An 18,065-nucleotide genomic window follows, 5' to 3' on the forward strand; every position below is an offset into this window, starting at 1 on the left:
TGCCCTCGATCCGATCAAGATCATCGTCGGTGAGGTCACCCCACTGCTCTTTCGCCTTGCCTTTGAACTGCGTCCATTTTCCCTTGATTTGATCCCAGTTCATGTGTTCCTCCTTGCTTGCGCGCCAGCTCGCGTTGTTGAAAGCCACCTTTCAGGAGAAACCGCTCAGGCGATAGGCTCGGTTGATGCCAACAAAAACTGGGTTGCCAATGCCCTTGCTACAAGCCCGGAAGCCTACGCAACGCATCGAGGAGATCGGGAGGACAGCCCGGGGGCTTTGGAACTCGCCTTAATCCGGCAACAGAATCTGAAGCTTTACGTCCGCCGGCCGGGCTTCGACTGCGCGGTCGAAGGCGTTGATGGAATCTTCGAAGGGGAAGGTCGCCGAAATGAGTGGCTTTAGGTCGACCCGGCCCGACCCCATCAGCGCGATTGCCCGCTCATATTGGTGGGCATATCGGAACACAGTCTCGATGCGGACTTCCTTGGTCGAGGCGGTGGCGACATCGAATGCGATCGGCGCCACCGGCAGGCCGACGACCACTACCGCGCCACCGGGCCGCGGCAGATCGAGCAGGGTCTCCCATGCCTTGGACGAGCCCGAGCATTCAAACACCACGTCGGCGCCCCAGCCATCGGTCAGGCGCTTTACCTCCGCCGCCAGGTTCCTGTCGCGGACGTTGATCGGGATCACGCCTTGATAGCCGCCGGCGATGTCGAGCTTGGGTTGGGCGAGATCTGCAACAACGGCGCGGGCGCAGCCGCCGGCGAGCGCCGCGATCGCCACCATCGTGCCGATTGGCCCTGCGCCAATCACCACCGCCGTGTCGCCCGGCGCGATCTTTGCTTTGGCAGCCGCCTGCATGCCGACAGCGAAGGGCTCCACCATGGCGCCTTCGGCGAAGCTGACATTGTCGGGCAGTTTGAAAGTGTAGTTGGCGGGGTGGACGACATAGGGCGTCAGCACGCCGTGGATCGGCGGCGTTGCCCAGAACCTGACCGCTGGATCGATGTTGTAGAGGCCGAGCCGGCTCGCCCGCGAATTGGGATCGGGGATACCCGGCTCCATGCAGACGCGGTCGCCGACCTTCAGATGCTCGACGCGTTCCCCCGTTTCGACGACGGTGCCGGCGGCTTCATGGCCCAAGACCATCGGCGCTTCGACCACGAATGGGCCGATGCGGCCATGCGTATAGTAGTGCACGTCGGAGCCGCAGATGCCCACCGTATGGATCTTGATGCGAACTTCGCCCGGGCCGACGGTCTGTGGCAGATCGATGTCACGCAGCTTGAGTTCGTGCTGGCGTTCAAGGACAAGGGCGCGCACGTTCGTCATCGACGTAGTCTCCTCTAAAGCTTATTGTAGGGGCCTTCGTGACCTTACTTGCACTCGGCGCGTTCATCATAGCCGCTCATTCACAGCTTCAAAATCCAGCTCGGAAAACAGGGGGGTTGCCTGATTCCGACTATTCGTACGAACTTCCCGGCCAAAGGACTTTGAAGGCCGGCCATGCCGCTGCCGAATGCCCTCGGCGGAATGAAATAGTCGTTCGCCCCGAGACTCCCCACTCCCCAGCCTCCAAGCCAGAAGACCGGCATCGGCCAGTCATCAACAGGGGTCCAGCAGGTGCGCGACACCCGACGCTACATGCCATGGAACGCTTGCCCAATCCGCTTCTGGTCGATGCGGCCCACCAGGTGAACGCAAGAAGTTCCCGGTTCGCTTCCCGCCCATAATGCTGCCGGCGGCTATGCGCTTCATTAACGTCATTCTTCATTCGAAGCGCTCAGGCCGGAAGCTGCCGTGCGTAAGACGCCAGGTCATTGCCCGCCGGGGATAAGTTTGCAGCTGGACAATATTGGCCAGCCGGGCGATCCCGGCATTTGGCGTTGCTTCGGCGAGTCAATACTGAGCCTGCGCTTACGTGCCATCCTTCTCGACAAGACCAACGGCTGGACCCGATCGAGTGCAAACGGCTTCAGTTGGTGCTGGTTGTGGCGGTGAACCCGCACTGCTTCTGTTCCATATCGATCTGCTTCGTGATGCGGACGGCGTTCTGTGCGTAGGCCTCCGTCACGGAGCCACTATTCACAGTCTTGTCCTTCAGCGGGCTCACGCCTGCGCAGAGGTGGAAAACATGCGGCTCGCTGGACTTCGCGGCTCCGTTTTCGGGCGCGATCCAGTAGACGACATCCTGACCGGCGGGGTGGCTCGCGTCCCGCGTCGCCGCCGCCACGGCGGCGGTGTCCGTTGCAATCGCCTGCGCCTGAGCGGCGACATCGGGCGAACAGGCCGTGGTGGGCTGCCCCGACTTGATCTGGGCTGCGCATGCGTTCATATCCTGGGTGTACTGTTCGACCGACGGGGGTTTGAAACTGATCCCCATGACCGTCGCGAGCACGGCCAGCGCAGCGCCGACGCCGCCGGCAACCTTCTTGGTCCGCGGATCCATGTTTTTGTCGGTGAGGATCAGGAAAACCAGCGGGAGGAAGGCAATCAGCGTGATGATTGCGCCGAGCTGGTTTTGGAAGAAGAACCTGGCCGCGTCGGATGCACGAGCCGGATCGTGCCTGTTGGCCGCCTTCCATAGCAAGTTGCCGGCGATTGCGAAAATCGCGATGCCGACCAGAAGGCCGATGACCAGCGGCAGGTGTCCCTGGTCGAACTTGTTCTGGCGAAGCAGCATAATTCCGTAGATCTCGCCGCCAATGGCGACGACCCACGAGAGTGCGGCGAAAAGGCGAAGACGTGTGGCGGAGGACTTCTGGCCCTGCGTCGCTTGCCAATCCTTGGTAACGTCTGGCTTGTTGTCGGTCATTGACCAGATCCCCTGATATCGACACTTCTGCCGGCGGCGTTAGACCAGAAGGCCAACCCGCCCTGCGCAGCGTCATTGAACGAGCGTCACCTGCCTCAGCGACACGGCGAAAATGTGAGCGCCACGGCAGGCCTCATCTCCATTCATAATTCATATTGCGCATGAGTGAATCCGTCCATACCCACGCAGGCAGACGCCAATGCGGCGATGGCTTCGTTCTTGTTAATCTCTGGCTCGAACTTGACGCTGCCTTTCCTCGCTTCCCGGCGGCGGTCGCGCCATTCCCGACACCAGCCGAAGCGAAGTGACGAGCCATTTTTAACGAGACAGTTCTAACGAGACAAACATTGCGGCAAGATCGACGCGGATAGCGGCCGTGGTGTTGGCTTGCATGCTGACCTCCAGGTGATGTTTGGCGACTTCGCTCTGGCAGAGCGCTGGTCGCGATTCAGTCGCCGCATGGACGCCAAGCTTGGCCCCGACCATTTGCATTGATAATAATGCAGATTTGCATTGTCTTATCGCGATGAACAGGAATGTTTAACATGACAACGTTGACAGTGACGACAAGGGGACAGGTGACGTTCCGCAAGGACGTGCTGCAACATCTGGGCATCAAACCGGGCGAGAAGATCGAGCTTGATCTGCTGCCCGACGGTCGGGCGGAATTGAGGGCGGCACGGGCAAAGGGGTCGTTCCGGGACCTCCACGGGTTCCTCAGAGGCAAGACGAACGGCCGGGTGCTCAGCATCGAGGAGACCAACGAGGCAATGGCGGAAGCGGGCGCTGTGGCCGGGTCCGGCGAGGAATGAGGGTTACGGCCGACACGAATGTGCTGCTGCGCGCCTATGTCGTCGATGATGAGGGGCAGGCGGCCATTGCTGTCGACCTGCTGGCCAAAGCGGACATCGTGGCCGTGAGCGTGAAGGCCTTGTGCGAGTTCCCAGGGTTCTGGCCCGGCAGTACCAGACAGAGCGCGAAAATTTGCCGCAGCGATCCGGGCGTTGCTGAACACCGCGAATGGTTGTCGTCAACCGGCCGGCGGTTTCCGCGGGGCAAAAGTCGATCGGTGGGTTGCGAAACCGCCGCTGACCAGGTTTGGCAAGTACTGGACGTCAAGCCGCATTTGCGCAGGGCTCGGCGTCCCGGAAGCATCGCCGATGCCTGCGCAGTGACTGCGTCCTTGTTATAGCCAGCATCGCCAACAATCGCCCAGCCTGGCCCGTATGGCTTGCTGGCAACGCTGCGCCAGCGAGTGGCCTCTCGCGCCTTGCTGCGCCAAGACGGTCGGCGAAGGCAGGCCATCCCGGCTCCGATCAAGAGCCCCGCGCCAGCCAGCCCACCAAGGTTGCCGCGATCACCCTTGATGTCGTAGAGCCTACGGTCGGCGGTTAAAATTGGTGGAGAAGAATATATGCCAGAGCACCTGAAACTCGTCTCGACTGCCAAGTCGCATGGCGGCGCCCAGCACGTTTACTCGCATCTCTCCACGAACTGCTCATGCGAAATGACGTTTGCCATTTTCGTGCCTCCGCAGGCACGGGAAAGCCGTTGCCCCGTGGTCTGGTACCTCTCCGGGCTCACCTGCACCCATGCAAATGTGATGGAAAAAGGCGAATACAGACGTATTGCCGCCGAACTTGGCTTGATCGTTGTCTGTCCTGACACCAGTCCGCGTGGTGCCGACATTCCGGACGAAAAGGACAATTGGCAGTTCGGCAGCGGCGCCGGTTTCTACCTCGACGCGACGCAAGAGCCGTATGCCAAGAACTATCGCATGTATTCCTATATCGTCGAGGAGCTGCCAGCCTTGATCGGGCGCGAATTTCCCGCCGATATGGCGCGCCAGTCGATCTTCGGTCATTCAATGGGCGGGCATGGCGCGCTGACGATCGCACTGAACAATCCCGCGCGTTTCAGAAGTTGCTCGGCCTTTGCGCCGATCGTGCAGCCAAGCACAGCCGGCTGGTCGAAGCCGGCTTTCGAAAAATATCTCGGCCTGGATGAGGCCTCGTGGCGGCGCTACGACGCCACTTCGCTCATCGAGGATGGATACCGTTTCCCGGAATTCCTGGTCGATCAGGGAACGTCAGACGGTTTCCTCCAGGAGGGCCTCAGGCCTTGGCTGCTCGAAGACGCCTGCTCCAAGGCAGGCATTCCGTTGAAATTGCGGATGCAGGACGAATACGATCACTCCTATTTTTTCATTTCGACATTCATGCATGACCATATGACGTGGCATGCCGAACGGCTTTCACCAGGGTAGGCCGTAGGAATAGGTCGGCAGTCAGGCGGGCTCGGTGACGACGCCGATACGCCGGTAGACGAATGGTTCGTCATTCGAAGGAACCGTCGCAGCGCGCTGGGCTTCGTCGATCAGCATTGCCATACGCGCATGGATCGGCGATTTCGCGCAAGCCGGGTCGGTCGCGGCGGCATCGCCGGCGATTGCCATCGCCTGGCAGCGGCAGCCGCCCCAGTCGATCTCGCGCCGCTCACAGTTGCGGCAGGGCTCCTGCATCCAGTCCGTGCCTCGAAAGGCATTAAATGCCGGGGAATCGGCCCAGATATCGGCCAGGCTGCGTGATCCAAAACGCTCGAAGCCGAGCGACGGTATGGTCTGGGCGGCATGGCATGGCAGTACGGTGCCGTCCGGCGTCACCATGAAGGCGTCGCGCGCCCAGCCGCCCATGCACGGCTTGGGATAGACGGCGAAATAATCCGGCGTGACGAAATCTATGTTCATGATGCCGGTGAGCCGTTCGCGCGCCGCCGCGACGATCTCCGCCTGGCGGTCGACGGCCGCACGCTCGGGCATCAGTTGATCGCGATTGGTCAGCGCCCAGCCGGCGTACTGCACGTTGGCGATCTCGAGACGCTCCGCACCCAGCGAAAGGGCCAGATCGATGAATTCCGGTACCTCCTCGATATTGTGGCGATGGATCGGCGCGTTGATGGTAAGCGGCAAGCCGGCCGCGCGAGCGCGGCGTGCCGTTTCCAGCTTCTTTTCGTGGCTGCCCCTGTGATTGCCGATGCGCTCGGTGGTCGCCGGCCGTGCGCCTTGAAAGCTCAGTTGCAGATGGTCGAGCCCGGCTTCGGCAAATGCCTCGATGCGGCCATCCGCAATGCCGACGCCGGCGGTGATCAGGTTGGTGTAGACGCCCCGCGCCGAAAGCCCGGCGATCAATTGATCGAGATCGCGACGCAGCGTCGGTTCACCGCCGGACAGATGCACCTGGAGAACGCCAAGGTCGGCCGCCTGCGAGAACAAGTCGAGCCAGCTCTGCGTGTCGAGTTCGCGATTGGCCTTCAGCAACTCGAGCGGATTGGAGCAATAGGGGCATTGCAGCGGGCAGCGATGCGTCAGTTCCGCCAGCATGCCGATCGGGGGGAGAGGGGGCTCGCTCATAGCTTCACCAGCAGCTTGTCCGACCATTCCTGCAGGAAGGCGACGACATCGGCCGCCACAGCCTCCCGTTCGGCATCATAATCTGCGGCAAGGCCGGCAATGATGTCGCCGACCGTGGACCGTCCGTCGCAGCGGCGCAATATGTCGAGGCTGATCTCGTTTGGCCAGAACACCTTTTCGGGCGACAGCACGGCGAACGCCTGGCGCACGGGGTCATGCTGTATGCGCACGTGCTTCGGCAGCGATGGAACCGACTGCAGCGACACCATGGCTCTTTCGCGCAGTGCCATCATTGGGCTGCCTCCGGACGGAAGGCGCCGGGCGGGATATTGCCCGGCTCGCCATAGGCGTGTTGAAGCGCGTCGAGCATGGCCCAGAGTATATCGCATTTGAACACCAGTGCATCGATCGCCTGCTGCTGGCGTTCCGCCGCGTCGGCATGTTCGAGCACATAGGCGAGGGCGAAGTCGGCGTCGCGCGAGGCCTGTTCGGGCCGTCGGGTGAAATAGGCCAGCGTGTCCTCGGTGATATAATCGTATTTGGCCAGCATCGCGGGTACCCGCTCGCCGATGATGAGCGGCGAGAACATCTCGGTCAGCGACGACGCGACCGCCTCCAGCAGGGTCCGGTTCGTGCAAAAGGAGAGGTAAGCGCCAACCGCAAAACGTGTCGCCGGCAGGGCCAGCCTCTCGCTCTTCACCGCGTCGGCATCGAGACCGAGCGAGGTCGCCAGGTGCAACCAGCGCGCAATACCGCCGCTCCAGCCGTCCTCGCCGTCATGATCCTCGATGCGTTTGCGCCAGGCGGCGCGAAACGCCGGATCCTCGGCATGCGCGAGGATCATGGCGTCCTTGCGCGGAATGACCGCCTGATAGCAATAGCGGTTCAGCGCCCAGGCCTGCATCTCGGTCCTCGACAGCGCACCGCTGGTCATCCTGTGATGGAAAGGATGGCGGTTGTGATAGCGCTCGGCACCGACCTGCCGCAGCACGGCTTCGAGCTCTCTGGAGGACAGGCCGTTGCTGGCCGCGTCGTGGAAATCACTCAAAGTTCCATCTCCATCCCGTCGCAGGCCACTTCCCAGCCAGCCGCTTCGACGGCTGCATGCTCGGCAGAATTCTCGTCCAGAACAGGATTGGTGTTGTTGATGTGGACGAAGACACGGCGGCCGATCCTCACATCGGCCAAGCCGGCGATCGACCCCGCGTCTCCCGACATTGCCAGATGCCCCATGCGTGCACCGGTCTTTTGGCCGACGCCGGCAGCAATCATCTCGTCGTCGGTGAAGACCGTGCCGTCGAACAGAAGGCATGCGGCATCGGCCAGACGCGTGCGCAGGGTCGCATCGATGCGGGCGCAGCCGGGGATGTAGAAGACGGAGCCGCGACTGCCGGCACCGGCGATACGGACGCCGATCGTGTCGCCGGCATCGGAGCTGAAATTGGCATCCGGCTGGCCTCTTTCTTCGAGATAGAGGGCTATCTTCCCGGGCACGGGAAAGCTCTCGACAGCCACCCCGGTGTCGTGGCCGTCTGCGTCGCAGATCGACAGCTCTTGCGCCGGCGGCAAGATGCGTCGCGGCACGAGCGCCGGATCGAGGACATTGAAAATCGAATTCGCCTTCAGCGTCGCCAGAACCTGTGTCGTTGCATAGATAGCGAAAGGCTGCCGCTCACGCAGGCTGAGCAGGCCGGCGACATGATCGACATCGGCATTGGTCAGCACCACCGCGCGAATAGGCGTCGAGCGCAGCGGCGCATCGTGCGCGGGCTGCAATTCAGGCGTTGCCGCGATCTGCTGGCGAATGTCGGGCGAGGCGTTGAACAGAACCCACCCGAGGCCATCCGCCGACGCGGCGACACTCGATTGGGTTCGTGAATGCACACCAGCTACCCCGGTGCGAGCCGCACGGCTCAGACGATAATTGCAGTTCCATTGCGGAAAGCCGCCGCCGGCCGCCGATCCGATGATTCTCAAGCGCATGAAAACGCCCGCCCCGCGGCTTCTCTGACCAGCAGCCAATTTGCAGCCGCAAAAAACGGCCCGCCCGCTTTGCGCGCCTCAAACTCTTTCACGAAAATCCCATACGGCAAGGGGATGCGTGCCCCTGTTGCCAGGGACACGCACCTCTGCGGCCTACTTCTTGGGAGTAATTTCAGCAGGCAGATAGCGCGAAATTTCAAAGCCCGCAGCAACCTGGCACATGGTCGGTTTTGTCCAGCTCTTCTTCATAACATTTCTCCTCTTCTACCAGCCCGAAGGGGCCGATCCGGTGGTTAGCCAACCATTGCAGGGCACCGAAGCAATGGCTCGTCCATCACGTTCTCAAAATGGACAAATGAACACAAGGTTTTGAAAGACCGAAAACAAAACTATCGAAAGTAGCTGTAGTCTTCTCTTCAATTGTTCATCGCGTAGGTTTTTCTCCTCCTGACCCTTCCCAACTATTGCGTAATCGGATTGTCGTGCTCGTCGATCAGCGGCACATTGTAACCCAGCAGGAGCTTGGTGATCTCCGCCTGGTTTTCCCTGATCACCCGGTTTAGCGTCCGTTTCCATTCCTGGTCGGACGGACGTACACCCATGGTAATGCGGTAGGACATGCGCGAGCCGGTTTTTTCCTTCAACAGCGGAACAATGGTGACATCGGCTCCGAGTTCCCTGGCATAGTAGCCCGCCATCGGCCCCCACAGGACCGCCGCGTCGATCTTGCCGGCGAGCATGTCCTTGATCATGACCTCCCCCATGGAAGGCGTGACGCGCGTATCCACCGCCAGCGGGTAGATCTTGGCGGTCCGCAGAAGCTTGTTGGCGGCCATGTTGGCGGTTGGCGGCGTGCTTTCGACGACGCCGATTCTCTTGCCGGAAAGTTTCGGGTCTTCGATCGTCTCGATGCCTTCCATGCCGTTGCCTTTGGGGTAGACGAGCACATAGGCGGAGCGGTAGTAGGCGTTGGTGTTCTGCACCAGTTCATCGCCTTGGGCGTAGCCCATGATGATGTCGCATCGATTGGCCCCCAGCGTATTGCGCACAAAGCCGGTGACAGTGGGAAACCACGTGTAGGCGACTGATTTCCGCCCCGTCTTCTTGGCAACCAGTTCAGCCAGCTTGTTTTCGAAGCCTTGGCCGTTCTTGTCGGTAAAGGGCATGTTCGAGGGATCTGCGCAGACGCGCAGAATGTCGGGATCGACCAGTTCGCCCGCAGCGCCAAGCCCGGCATTTTGCGCCAGAACATTCGACGGCAGCAAGGCGAGCGCGCCGAGGATCGGCAGAACGACACGCAGCTTCGATGCAGTGCAGCCGGTCATATCATCCACCCATGCAGGATGCTTCGGCATCCTTGGCTGCCTGAGCCTTGTTTTCGTGCTTCGGCGGCCTGCCGCGGGGTGCCGCGCCATCGGCGCGCGCGCGCAGATAGACGTAGAGATCGTCCAGGTAACAATAGACGTTCTTGTTGTCGCCAAAGGCTGGCATGACGTTTTCCTTGCCGCCGCCGACATTCTTGCGGCCCTCGGCGACGATCGACAGGAACGTGGCGTAATCCATGGTCTTCAGGCTATTAGCCAGGGCAGGCGCATAGCTCGAACCTGTGGCGTCCTGTCCGTGACAGACATGGCAATCTGAGTGATACCGGCGGTACCCGCTGAAGGTGTACCAATCGACGGTTCCGTTTTCGATCTTGTAGGTCGGATTTCCGTCCGCATCTAAATATTTGCCTCCTTCTTGCTTCACCGCCTTGGCTTTCTCCATGCTGTCTTCGGCCCGTACCAGACTTGAGCTGGCCAGAGGCAGCAGGACCAGGGCGAGAGCGGAAACTGCAATGCGAACGATCATTCAGGCTCTTCCTTCGTTTGCCAGAAATCCTGGCTGCCGTCGTGCAGCGGCATTGATCGGAGTTGGGTGCGCGGCGCAATCGAGAGCCCGGTTCCCGGCTTCGGGGTGACCTGGGCTCTCATTTTCGAACCTAGCCGTAAGGCTCTTCCCGGTTATCAGTCCGGGAGGCCGAAGACGGTGAGCTGGCCGCCCAGCGTCGTATAGTCGGCAAGTGCCGCATAACCGCCGACGGCACCCAGACCGGCGGTTCCAACGACCGCGGCCTGATCGCCCTGCGCACGGCCCTGATCAACGGCGCCATGCCAGGCGGCGGCGTTATCGGGCGAAAGCAGCCCACCTGCCAGACCGATACCGGCCCATCCACCGACGCCGGACAGAACGGCGACGTACTGCTTGCCGTCATGCTCGTAGGTCGTGATGTTGCCGATGATGCCGGACGGGGTCTTGAACTTGTAGAGTTCCTTGCCGTCCTTATCGACTGCCTTGATGTAGCCTTCGAGGGTACCGTAGAAGACGACGTCGCCATCCGTCGCCAATGCGCCCGACCACACCGAGAACTGCTCGGGCTTCGACCAGACGATCTCACCCTTGGCTGCATCCCAGGCAATGAAGTTGCCCATGTTACCGTCACCGCCGGGCGCCGCATACATCGACACGGTGGCGCCCACATAGGGCTGACCGGCGGTGTAGCTCACTTTGTAAGGCTCATAGTCCATGCAGACATGGTTGGTCGGCACGTAGAACAACCCGGTCTTCGGCGAGTAGGCGGCCGGCTGCTGGTCCTTGGTTCCAAGCGCGGCCGGGCAGATACCGGTCGAGTTGTTGTCTTCGCCGTTCTGCTGGGTCGAATACTTGGCCACGACCTGCGGGCGGCCATACTGGTCGCTCTTGGGATCCATGTTGACTTCCGTCGCCCAGTTCACTGCCGGATCGTATTTCTTGGCGACGAGAAGTTCGCCGGTGGCGCGATCCATTGTGTAGGCAAAGCCGTTGCGGTCGAAATGCACCAGCACGTCGTGCTTGGCGCCGTTGACCTCCATGCCATCGACGAGAATCATCTCGTTGATGCCGTCATAGTCCCACTCATCATGCGGGGTCATTTGGTAGAGCCATTTGGCAACACCGGTATCCGCATCGCGAGCCATGATTGTCATGGACCAGCGATTGTCACCGGGGCGCTGGACCGGGTTCCAGGTCGAGGGATTGCCGGTGCCGTAATAGACCAGGTTCAGCTTGGGATCATAGGAATACCATCCCCATGTCGTGCCGCCGCCCGTCTTCCACTGTTCGCCTTCCCAGGTGTTCGTGCCGGAATCCTTTCCGACAGGCTTGCCGAGATGGGTCGTCTTCTCGGGATCGAGAAGGGTGTCTGCGTCAGGACCTTCCGAATAGGCTTTCCAGGCGAGCTTGCCGTCTTTCAGATTGTAGGCGGCCAGCCAGCCGCGAACACCGAATTCAGCACCGGAGACGCCGACGAGCACCTTGTCCTTGATGACTACGGGTGCCGACGTGCCGGATTCGCCCTTTCCGCCGTCGGTCTGGTCTCCGTTCTTGACAGACCAGACGACCTTGCCAGTCTTGGCATCGAGCGCGACGACGGTGGTGTCGGCCTGGTTGAGAATGATCTTGCCGTCGCCATAGGCAACACCGCGATTGACCGTGTCGCAGCACATGATCGGAATGACGTTCGTGTCCTGCTTGGGCTCGTATTTCCACAGGATCTTGCCGTCATTCTTGAGGTCCAGAGCATAGACGTTGTTTGGGAAAGGCGTGTGGACATACATCACGTCGCCGATGACCAGCGGCCCGCCTTCGTGACCGCGCAGCACGCCGGTGGAAAAGCTCCATTTGACCTGCAGGTTCTTCACATTGTCGGCAGTGATCTGGTTGAGTTTGGAATAGCGGGTGTTGGCGTAGTCACCCGTCTGCATCGCCCAGTTCTTCGCATCCGATGCGAGCTTTGCAAGGTCTTCATTGGCCGAAGCCGTATAGGCAGCGCCGAGCGATAAAAACGCCGCGGTCGTCAGAATGTAAGTAGTTTTCGCAAGTACACGCATCCAAAATCCTCCCGGGTTCGCAGTGAAGAATCGACCGTCAAGCCCCACAAGGGCTTGCCCAAGCAATTCATGTTGGGAAGTTATTTTCCGGCAGCTGTCACGACCTACCCCGAAGCAGAGGGCACCGTTACCGCCCGCCCCCCTTGGTCTTCGAAAGACTGCCGCCGCTCCCTGATGACGGTGGCGCTCTTGAAGCCGGAAACAGGAAAAAGCTATGTCATCGTAAAAGGCCAGGCAAGCAAAAACCTACGATGGGTCGCTGCGCTGCAATATCGATATGGTGCGATGCAATATTTAGAAACAATTAAAATAAGAACCGCGTGAAAAACTAATAAGAGGATGACCGCCAGCCGCGAGATATATAGCAAACATATTGTTCCCGTATTCTCGAGGTGATACACATTTGACTTTATTTCGGTATATTCTGCGGTGCACCTCCGAGTAAGTATGCGTGCTTATCGCTCGCTGCCGATAGTGAGCGAAGCATGAAATGAACGCATGAAGGAGGGTGCGCAGCGCGTCATGAAGCGGGCTCTTGTCGGTCCATAGGGCATTCCTCCTTTGGTCCTATACGCAGGCCATGGGAGCTTGACTGGCTTTGCGGCACGTCGCCAATTGGAGCGATGATCCCGTCTGGATGCATGGTGTCCAGGCCAACTGGAGGTTCCTCATGATAAGGTCTGTTGGATCTCTCACCTTGCCGGTGGCCTTTGCGACCACGCTGGCTTTTGCGAACTTGGCCAACGCCGCGGGAGACTACCCGACGGCAACGATTGCCGACTACGTGCTCGGCTGCATGCAAACAAATGGCCAGACACGTCAGGCGCTTGAAAGCTGTTCCTGCTCGATCGATGTTATCGCCTCGATCCTTCCTTACGATCACTATGAGAGGGCGGAGACCTTCAAAAGTATGTCGTTGACGACAGGGGAGGCGGCAGGGTTGTTTCGCGAAAGCGCGCCAGCGAAGGCGGCGCGCACGGAACTGAAACGCGCGCAGGCTGAAGCCGACGTACGTTGCTTTTAGTCAGGCGGAACAGGTACGCGTGGCCGTGCGCCTCACAGTCCCGCCGTTGCTATTGGCCATTGGCTGCGAAATACCTTGCAATCCGCATTCGAGCCGTAAGGCGATCAGGCCACACCCGGAAATTTTTGCTGGAACGACCGCAAAAGGTCGCTGATCACCTGTGGATTGCGATGTTGTCGCGGCACTCTTACGTCGAACATGCCGAGCACGTGGGCTGGGCGTTGCGCAAGCACGATGATGCGGTCCGACAGCATCAGTGCCTCGCGCAGATTGTGCGTTACCATCAAGGCGGTCGTAGGCCGCGCTGACCACACGGTCAAAAGCAATTGCCGAAGCCGCTCGGCGGTCTGTTCGTCGAGGGAGGCAAAGGGTTCGTCTAGGAAAAGCACCGCCGGTTCGGTGGCGAAAGCCCTGGCAAGCGCTGCCCTGCGCGCAAGGCCGAGCGAAAGCTCCGCCGGATAGAGCGAGCGCATGCCGGCGAGGCCGAGAGTGTCAAACAGCTCGTCGAGACTCTTCACTCTTAGGCTTTTCGGCAGCGCCAGCCTGACATTCTGCTCCACCGTCCGCCATGGCAGCAAAGTAGGCTCCTGGAACACGGCGGCGATGCGGTTCGAGCCGCCTTGCGGCAGTTGGAAAGAGCCGGAAAAGTCTTTGTCCAGTCCAAGCAGGATGCGCAACGTCGTGGTCTTGCCGCAGCCCGATGGCCCAAGCAGGCAAGCGAATTCGCCCTGCCGGACCTCGAAGGACAGACCCTGAAGCGCCGTGATCGAGACGCCTTGCGCGGACCTGAAGGTCTTTTGGCCGATATCGACCCTAAGCGGGACGACGGCGCCAACGGGTTGCATGTCGTTCAATGGGCTGCACCAGGAGAAGTTCGATGACAAGCATCACCGCCACGAAAGCCAGCGTGTACGCGAGAATGGCGGCGACGTCGAAGAGCTGGAAATAGAGATAGATCTGGAAACCGACACCATTGGAGCGGCCGAGCAGTTCGACCACCAGGACGATCTTCCATATGAGGGCGATGCCGGACCGCGAGGCCGCGGCAAAATAGGGCTGCAGTTGCGGCAACAGGACATGGCGGATGCGCTCGAGTGGGCCGAAGCGGTAGACGGCGGCCATTTCGGCATAACGCGGATCAAACGCCCTGGCGCCTTCGCGCATCGTCACCACGACATTCGGGATCTTGTTCACGGCAACCGCGCCAATCGCCGCCGCCTCGTTGAGGCCGAACCAGATATAGGCGAGCACGATGACCACCAGCGCGGGAATGTTGAGAAACAGGACCACCCATGGACTGAAGAACCGGTCCGCACCGCGGTAGCTGCCGAGGATGACGCCAATGACCGAGCCGATAATCATAGCGACGACGTACGCCGCAGCAACCCGTCCGAGCGTCGCGCCAAGGTGATAAAAAAGGTCGCCGCTCGCCGCTTCCCTGAGCAGCACCTGCCAGACCTGCCCTGGTGAGGGCAAAGCGCGGCTTTGCCACAGATTGGCCGCGAGGCTCCACAGCAGGCAAAGTCCCAGCAGGGAAACCGTTACCGTCAGCGCTGGCGTCAGCGCCGTCGCAAAGCCGGATCGACGCGACTTGTCTTCCGTTGCGGTCATTTCGCGAGTTCCGGCCAGAACGTGCCGGGCGCCATCTCGGGCGCCCTGCCAACCAGCTTCTCGCCGCCTATCGCGGCCAGCACGTGATAGAGTTTGCCCGCATCGGCCGCTTCTTCGGCGACCGGCCGTCTGGGGATGCCCTGGCGATAGCGGTCGCGCAGTTTTTCCAGCTCCTTGCCTTCTGCGCGAATGAGCGGCGCCAGGCGCAGCCATTCATCATCGGATTTGGCCAGCAAGTCCTTGGCCTGCTTGGATGCCTTCAAAAACCCCCGGGCGGCATCCGGATCGTCGCTCGCCCATTGGTCGTGGAAGACGTAGCCGAGTGCCGACACGGGGCCCGAGGCACCAAGCGCTTTCGTCGCGTCATCCGCACCGATCAACCGACGAAAGCCATTGGCCTCGAGCCGGGCGCAGAAATGCCAGAAATTGAGCACGGCATCGAGTTCGCCTTGCATCGCCTTTTCAGAAATCAGCGGCGGCGCGCCAAAGACGACGTCACAGGCTGTCGGCAGGTCGAGGCCGTGCTCGCGTCTGGCCAGCGCCTGGACCAGTAGCCAGCTCTTGTCGAGCGGGCCGCCGGCGACACCGATTTTCTTTCCCTCGAGGTCAGCGAGCCTCCGGATCGGCGATTCCTCCTTCACCATGATTGCCCCTACGGCGGTCGAATAAGGGGCCAATGTAAGGTCGCCGCCCTCGGAGCGCTGGCGCGAGACCCACAGCCAGTCGGTCACGATCATGTCGATCGCGCCGGCCAGCAGCGCGACGTTGGTCGCATCCTCCCCGGCGAAGTAGACAATTTCCAGATCGATCCTGTTGGCCTCGTCGAGCTTGTGGCGTTTCAGCGTATCGAGTTCCCAGCTCACGGTGCCGAACTTCAGGACACCAATTCGGACCTTAGCGGCCGCCAAGACGGCAACCGGCTTTGAGGCGAGGATGGCCCCCAGAGCCGCCAAGCGCAGCATCGTACGCCGCGAAATCATCATGGCGTCTCCTCTTTCAGGGCCGTCGACGAACCAGGAATGTCGATCAAATCGCTCGTTCCTTGCTCGGAACGGCACATTTCCAGCGCACGACCTTGAGACTCGGATGTTCCTGAGACCATTTTGCGATCTCGGCGGGCGCCAGGAACATGCATTGGAACAGAGAGCCGCGGCTCTCGAAATAGAGATGTTCATCTCGGCAATTGCCCGGATTGGCGCTAAGGCACACCGTTAATATGAGATCGACCATGTCCATTTGGCACTTATCATCGCCTGCGCGGCGAACTCTCCAGAGTTCGTGCTTTGGAGTTGCGCGGATTCCTGAAGGTGCCCAAACAGCAAACCGGTTGGAGTGAGGCTACGCGTTCGGCCAATAGGCGTCAATGATGTGGACCGCGTGTCGCTACACACTTCCCGTCGCGCAGTCGGGAAACGAAACAGGACCTTTGTACGATTGACTTCCCTCATCGGCAGTCTAGCTTTTCGAGGTGTGCAGGTCCTGCCAGTCCGGGGAGGAAGGACGAATGGTTCGCTCTCCCGCTTTAAAACGAATGCCGGCGATCAAGGCATCGACACGCGTAAAGTGTCCCGGGCACTCACACGATCAATGAGGAAATGCCATGCGCGCAGTCTTTTTTTTCGCCGCCGTGTCCGTCGCCACCTTTGTCACTGCCCAGTCTCAGGCACAGGATGCCGCGGCGGGTGAGAAGGTCTTCGCCAAATGCAAGGTCTGCCACGTCGCAGACAAGGACCAGAACAAGGTCGGCCCGTCCTTGAACGGCGTTATCGGCCGAACGGCCGGGACGCATCCGGGGTTCAGCTATTCCAAGGCCATGACCGAGGCCGGCAAGTCCGGCGTCAAATGGGACGAAGCCACGCTGACGACCTACCTTCGCGATCCCAGGGCGATGGTCAAAGGAACCAAGATGGCGTTTGTCGGTCTCAAGAAAGACGAGGACATCGCCAACGTCATTGCTTATCTGAAACAATTCTCAAAATAACGCGGTACTGCCGGCCGTTGGACTGCGCTCGGCCGGCGTTGGCTAGGCTTTGCGCATGGGGTCACGCAGCGTCTTGCAGCCTCTGCATCGCGGACGGCAGATCGAACAGGCTGTCGCAAACGAGGTCGGCGCCAAGCTCTTCAACGGGAATTTGGCTGTATCCGCCACGCAGCAGAATGACTGCCATGCCGGCGGCGCGGGCGGCGGCCACGTCGGCGCTGCTGTCTCCGACCATCAGCGTGTCACGAGGTTCGACCTGAAGCAGGTCGAGCGCCAGCAACAGCGCGTCTGGCGCCGGTTTCAAGTATGTCACCGCGTCTCCGCCGACGATCGCGCCGAGATATTCCGTCAGCCGAAAATGCAGCAGGATTTCGCGCGCCGCCAGCTGCGGCTTGTTGGTCACCACGGCCATGGCTATTCCGCTCAAATGCAAGTGCGTGAGAACCTCCCTGACGCCAGGCATCAGCCCCGTGCGGCCGGTCAGATGCCTGCGATACATCGGCGCCATGACGCGGTTGGCCTCATCGAGCGCGCTGCCGAGGAGCGGCGTGCCGGAAGCCGCGAAGGCGCGTTCGACCAGTTTCCTGATGCCGCCGCCGATCATGGCCTTGACCTGATCCAGCCGCAGCGGCGGCAGATCGTGGCCGGCCAGCAATTCGTTGACGGCGGCCGCTATATCAGGTGCCGAATCGACCAGTGTGCCGTCGAGGTCGAACAGGATCGCCTTGGGCGAGCGAAACGGCCTGCCTGCGCCGACGTTCATGCAGCATCCTTCCACTTGATCGAACAGCCGATCGAAGCGATCTGGTCAAGCGGTCCGTCGCCGGTTCGGGCAACCTGCTTCATCGCCTCGAACAGGTCGCGCCTCAGCCTGGGCGATTCGGCGTCGCGTCGCGACGCGTCCAGCCGGCCGCGGTATTGCAGCGTCAACTCGCTGTTGAGCCCGAAGAAATCCGGGGTGCAAACGGCTCCGTAGGCACGCGCCACCGTCTGGTGCTCGTCATGGAGATAGGGGAAAGTGAGACCGTTCGTCCTGGCAAAGAGCTTCATGTTGTCGAAGGAATCATCTGGATAGGCGTCGCTGTCATTGGAGTTGATCGCGACAAAGCCGATGCCTTCGGCCTTGAGGTCATTGGCGTCTCGCACCATGCGTGAAATCACCGCCTTCACATAGGGGCAGTGGTTGCAGATGAAGGCCACCACCAGCCCGTTCGGGCCGGCGTGGCTTAAGATCGAATGCGACGTGCCGTCGACGCCTGGCAAAACGGCGTCGATGGCTCGCCAGCCGAAATCGCAGACAGGTGGGATTGCCGCCAAGTTTTCCTCCGAT

General features: G+C 60.8%; 23 protein-coding genes. 6 read left to right on the forward strand and 17 right to left on the reverse strand.

Features of this window, described 5'->3' with window-relative positions:
• From NKH28_RS30255 to NKH28_RS30265, 3 genes are all read right to left on the reverse strand, one after another.
• A partial coding sequence (locus tag NKH28_RS30255; protein WP_352981078.1) for a CsbD family protein occupies window positions 1–103 on the reverse strand: 103 nt, incomplete at its 3' end.
• Window positions 104–289: 186 nt separating this feature from the next.
• Window positions 290–1,336, reverse strand: a complete 1,047-nt coding sequence (locus NKH28_RS30260) for an NAD(P)-dependent alcohol dehydrogenase (RefSeq protein WP_352981058.1) — start codon at window positions 1,334–1,336, stop codon at window positions 290–292.
• A 643-nt stretch (window positions 1,337–1,979) separates the two neighbouring features.
• Window positions 1,980–2,819 carry a succinate dehydrogenase/fumarate reductase transmembrane subunit gene (locus NKH28_RS30265; RefSeq protein WP_352686130.1) on the reverse strand — a complete coding sequence of 280 codons (840 nt, stop codon included), beginning with the start codon at window positions 2,817–2,819 and terminating at the stop codon, window positions 1,980–1,982.
• A gap of 545 nt (window positions 2,820–3,364) precedes the next feature.
• On the opposite strand from NKH28_RS30265, the gene NKH28_RS30270 reads away from it, so the two are divergent.
• From NKH28_RS30270 to fghA, 3 genes are all read left to right on the forward strand, one after another.
• Window positions 3,365–3,631: an AbrB/MazE/SpoVT family DNA-binding domain-containing protein gene (locus NKH28_RS30270; RefSeq protein ID WP_352981059.1), complete on the forward strand. Its 267-nt coding sequence runs from the start codon at window positions 3,365–3,367 to the stop codon at window positions 3,629–3,631.
• Window positions 3,628–4,011: a PIN domain-containing protein gene (locus tag NKH28_RS30275; RefSeq protein ID WP_352981060.1), complete on the forward strand. Its 384-nt coding sequence runs from the start codon at window positions 3,628–3,630 to the stop codon at window positions 4,009–4,011. The genes NKH28_RS30270 and NKH28_RS30275 overlap by 4 nt, the downstream gene beginning before the upstream one ends.
• Before the next feature lie 222 nt (window positions 4,012–4,233).
• The gene (fghA, locus tag NKH28_RS30280) at window positions 4,234–5,085 is read left to right on the forward strand and encodes an S-formylglutathione hydrolase (RefSeq protein ID WP_352981061.1); all 852 of its coding nucleotides are present in this window, start codon (window positions 4,234–4,236) and stop codon (window positions 5,083–5,085) included.
• A gap of 21 nt (window positions 5,086–5,106) precedes the next feature.
• Here fghA and pqqE read toward each other — a convergent pair whose 3' ends face one another.
• From pqqE to NKH28_RS30320, 8 genes are all read right to left on the reverse strand, one after another.
• Window positions 5,107–6,228 carry a pyrroloquinoline quinone biosynthesis protein PqqE gene (gene pqqE, locus NKH28_RS30285; RefSeq protein WP_352981062.1) on the reverse strand — a complete coding sequence of 374 codons (1,122 nt, stop codon included), beginning with the start codon at window positions 6,226–6,228 and terminating at the stop codon, window positions 5,107–5,109.
• Window positions 6,225–6,521: a pyrroloquinoline quinone biosynthesis peptide chaperone PqqD gene (gene pqqD, locus NKH28_RS30290; protein ID WP_352474923.1), complete on the reverse strand. Its 297-nt coding sequence runs from the start codon at window positions 6,519–6,521 to the stop codon at window positions 6,225–6,227. Before pqqD ends, pqqE begins: the two co-directional genes overlap by 4 nt.
• Window positions 6,518–7,276 (reverse strand): pyrroloquinoline-quinone synthase PqqC, encoded by a 759-nt coding sequence (gene pqqC, locus NKH28_RS30295; protein ID WP_352771226.1) that lies wholly within the window; start codon window positions 7,274–7,276, stop codon window positions 6,518–6,520. The genes pqqD and pqqC overlap by 4 nt, the downstream gene beginning before the upstream one ends.
• Entirely contained in the window at window positions 7,273–8,211 is a 939-nt protein-coding gene (pqqB, locus tag NKH28_RS30300; RefSeq protein ID WP_352981063.1) for a pyrroloquinoline quinone biosynthesis protein PqqB, read from the reverse strand. Before pqqB ends, pqqC begins: the two co-directional genes overlap by 4 nt.
• A gap of 153 nt (window positions 8,212–8,364) precedes the next feature.
• On the reverse strand, window positions 8,365–8,460 hold the full coding sequence (locus NKH28_RS30305; protein ID WP_101918690.1) for a pyrroloquinoline quinone precursor peptide PqqA: 96 nt from the start codon (window positions 8,458–8,460) through the stop codon (window positions 8,365–8,367).
• Between the two features lie 212 nt (window positions 8,461–8,672).
• Complete coding sequence (locus NKH28_RS30310) at window positions 8,673–9,536, reverse strand: substrate-binding domain-containing protein (RefSeq protein WP_352450664.1); 864 nt, start codon at window positions 9,534–9,536, stop codon at window positions 8,673–8,675.
• A gap of 1 nt (window position 9,537) precedes the next feature.
• The gene (locus NKH28_RS30315) at window positions 9,538–10,062 is read right to left on the reverse strand and encodes a c-type cytochrome, methanol metabolism-related (protein ID WP_352474919.1); all 525 of its coding nucleotides are present in this window, start codon (window positions 10,060–10,062) and stop codon (window positions 9,538–9,540) included.
• Window positions 10,063–10,217: 155 nt separating this feature from the next.
• Window positions 10,218–11,993 carry a methanol/ethanol family PQQ-dependent dehydrogenase gene (locus NKH28_RS30320; protein ID WP_502895714.1) on the reverse strand — a complete coding sequence of 592 codons (1,776 nt, stop codon included), beginning with the start codon at window positions 11,991–11,993 and terminating at the stop codon, window positions 10,218–10,220.
• Between the two features lie 195 nt (window positions 11,994–12,188).
• Between NKH28_RS30320 and NKH28_RS30325 the strand changes: the two genes are divergently transcribed.
• Window positions 12,189–12,443 carry a hypothetical protein gene (locus tag NKH28_RS30325; protein ID WP_352981064.1) on the forward strand — a complete coding sequence of 85 codons (255 nt, stop codon included), beginning with the start codon at window positions 12,189–12,191 and terminating at the stop codon, window positions 12,441–12,443.
• Window positions 12,444–12,789: 346 nt separating this feature from the next.
• The gene (locus tag NKH28_RS30330; protein WP_352775561.1) at window positions 12,790–13,143 is read left to right on the forward strand and encodes a hypothetical protein; all 354 of its coding nucleotides are present in this window, start codon (window positions 12,790–12,792) and stop codon (window positions 13,141–13,143) included.
• A gap of 104 nt (window positions 13,144–13,247) precedes the next feature.
• Here the strand turns inward: NKH28_RS30330 and NKH28_RS30335 are convergent, their stop codons facing one another.
• The 4 genes from NKH28_RS30335 to NKH28_RS30350 are packed head-to-tail and all read right to left on the reverse strand — an operon-like array spanning window position 13,248 to window position 15,990.
• Window positions 13,248–13,988 (reverse strand): ABC transporter ATP-binding protein, encoded by a 741-nt coding sequence (locus NKH28_RS30335; protein WP_352981065.1) that lies wholly within the window; start codon window positions 13,986–13,988, stop codon window positions 13,248–13,250.
• Window positions 13,957–14,754, reverse strand: coding sequence for an ABC transporter permease (locus tag NKH28_RS30340; protein ID WP_352981066.1), 798 nt, complete (start codon window positions 14,752–14,754; stop codon window positions 13,957–13,959). Before NKH28_RS30340 ends, NKH28_RS30335 begins: the two co-directional genes overlap by 32 nt.
• Complete coding sequence (locus tag NKH28_RS30345) at window positions 14,751–15,737, reverse strand: ABC transporter substrate-binding protein (RefSeq protein ID WP_352981067.1); 987 nt, start codon at window positions 15,735–15,737, stop codon at window positions 14,751–14,753. The genes NKH28_RS30340 and NKH28_RS30345 overlap by 4 nt, the downstream gene beginning before the upstream one ends.
• 43 nt (window positions 15,738–15,780) lie before the next feature.
• Complete coding sequence (locus tag NKH28_RS30350; RefSeq protein WP_023678830.1) at window positions 15,781–15,990, reverse strand: hypothetical protein; 210 nt, start codon at window positions 15,988–15,990, stop codon at window positions 15,781–15,783.
• 364 nt (window positions 15,991–16,354) lie between these two features.
• On the opposite strand from NKH28_RS30350, the gene NKH28_RS30355 reads away from it, so the two are divergent.
• Window positions 16,355–16,735 (forward strand): c-type cytochrome, encoded by a 381-nt coding sequence (locus tag NKH28_RS30355; protein WP_352981068.1) that lies wholly within the window; start codon window positions 16,355–16,357, stop codon window positions 16,733–16,735.
• 61 nt (window positions 16,736–16,796) lie between these two features.
• On the opposite strand, the gene gph is transcribed toward NKH28_RS30355, so the two are convergent.
• Together gph and NKH28_RS30365 are read right to left on the reverse strand one after the other, a co-directional pair.
• Entirely contained in the window at window positions 16,797–17,498 is a 702-nt protein-coding gene (gene gph / locus NKH28_RS30360) for a phosphoglycolate phosphatase (protein WP_352981069.1), read from the reverse strand.
• A complete protein-coding gene (locus NKH28_RS30365; RefSeq protein ID WP_352617338.1) occupies window positions 17,495–18,052 on the reverse strand; it encodes a thioredoxin family protein in 558 nt (185 codons plus the stop codon). Before NKH28_RS30365 ends, gph begins: the two co-directional genes overlap by 4 nt.
• Between the last annotated feature and the right edge of the window lie 13 nt (window positions 18,053–18,065).

This window comes from Mesorhizobium sp. M1227 (assembly GCF_040318315.1).
GTDB lineage: Bacteria > Pseudomonadota > Alphaproteobacteria > Rhizobiales > Rhizobiaceae > Mesorhizobium.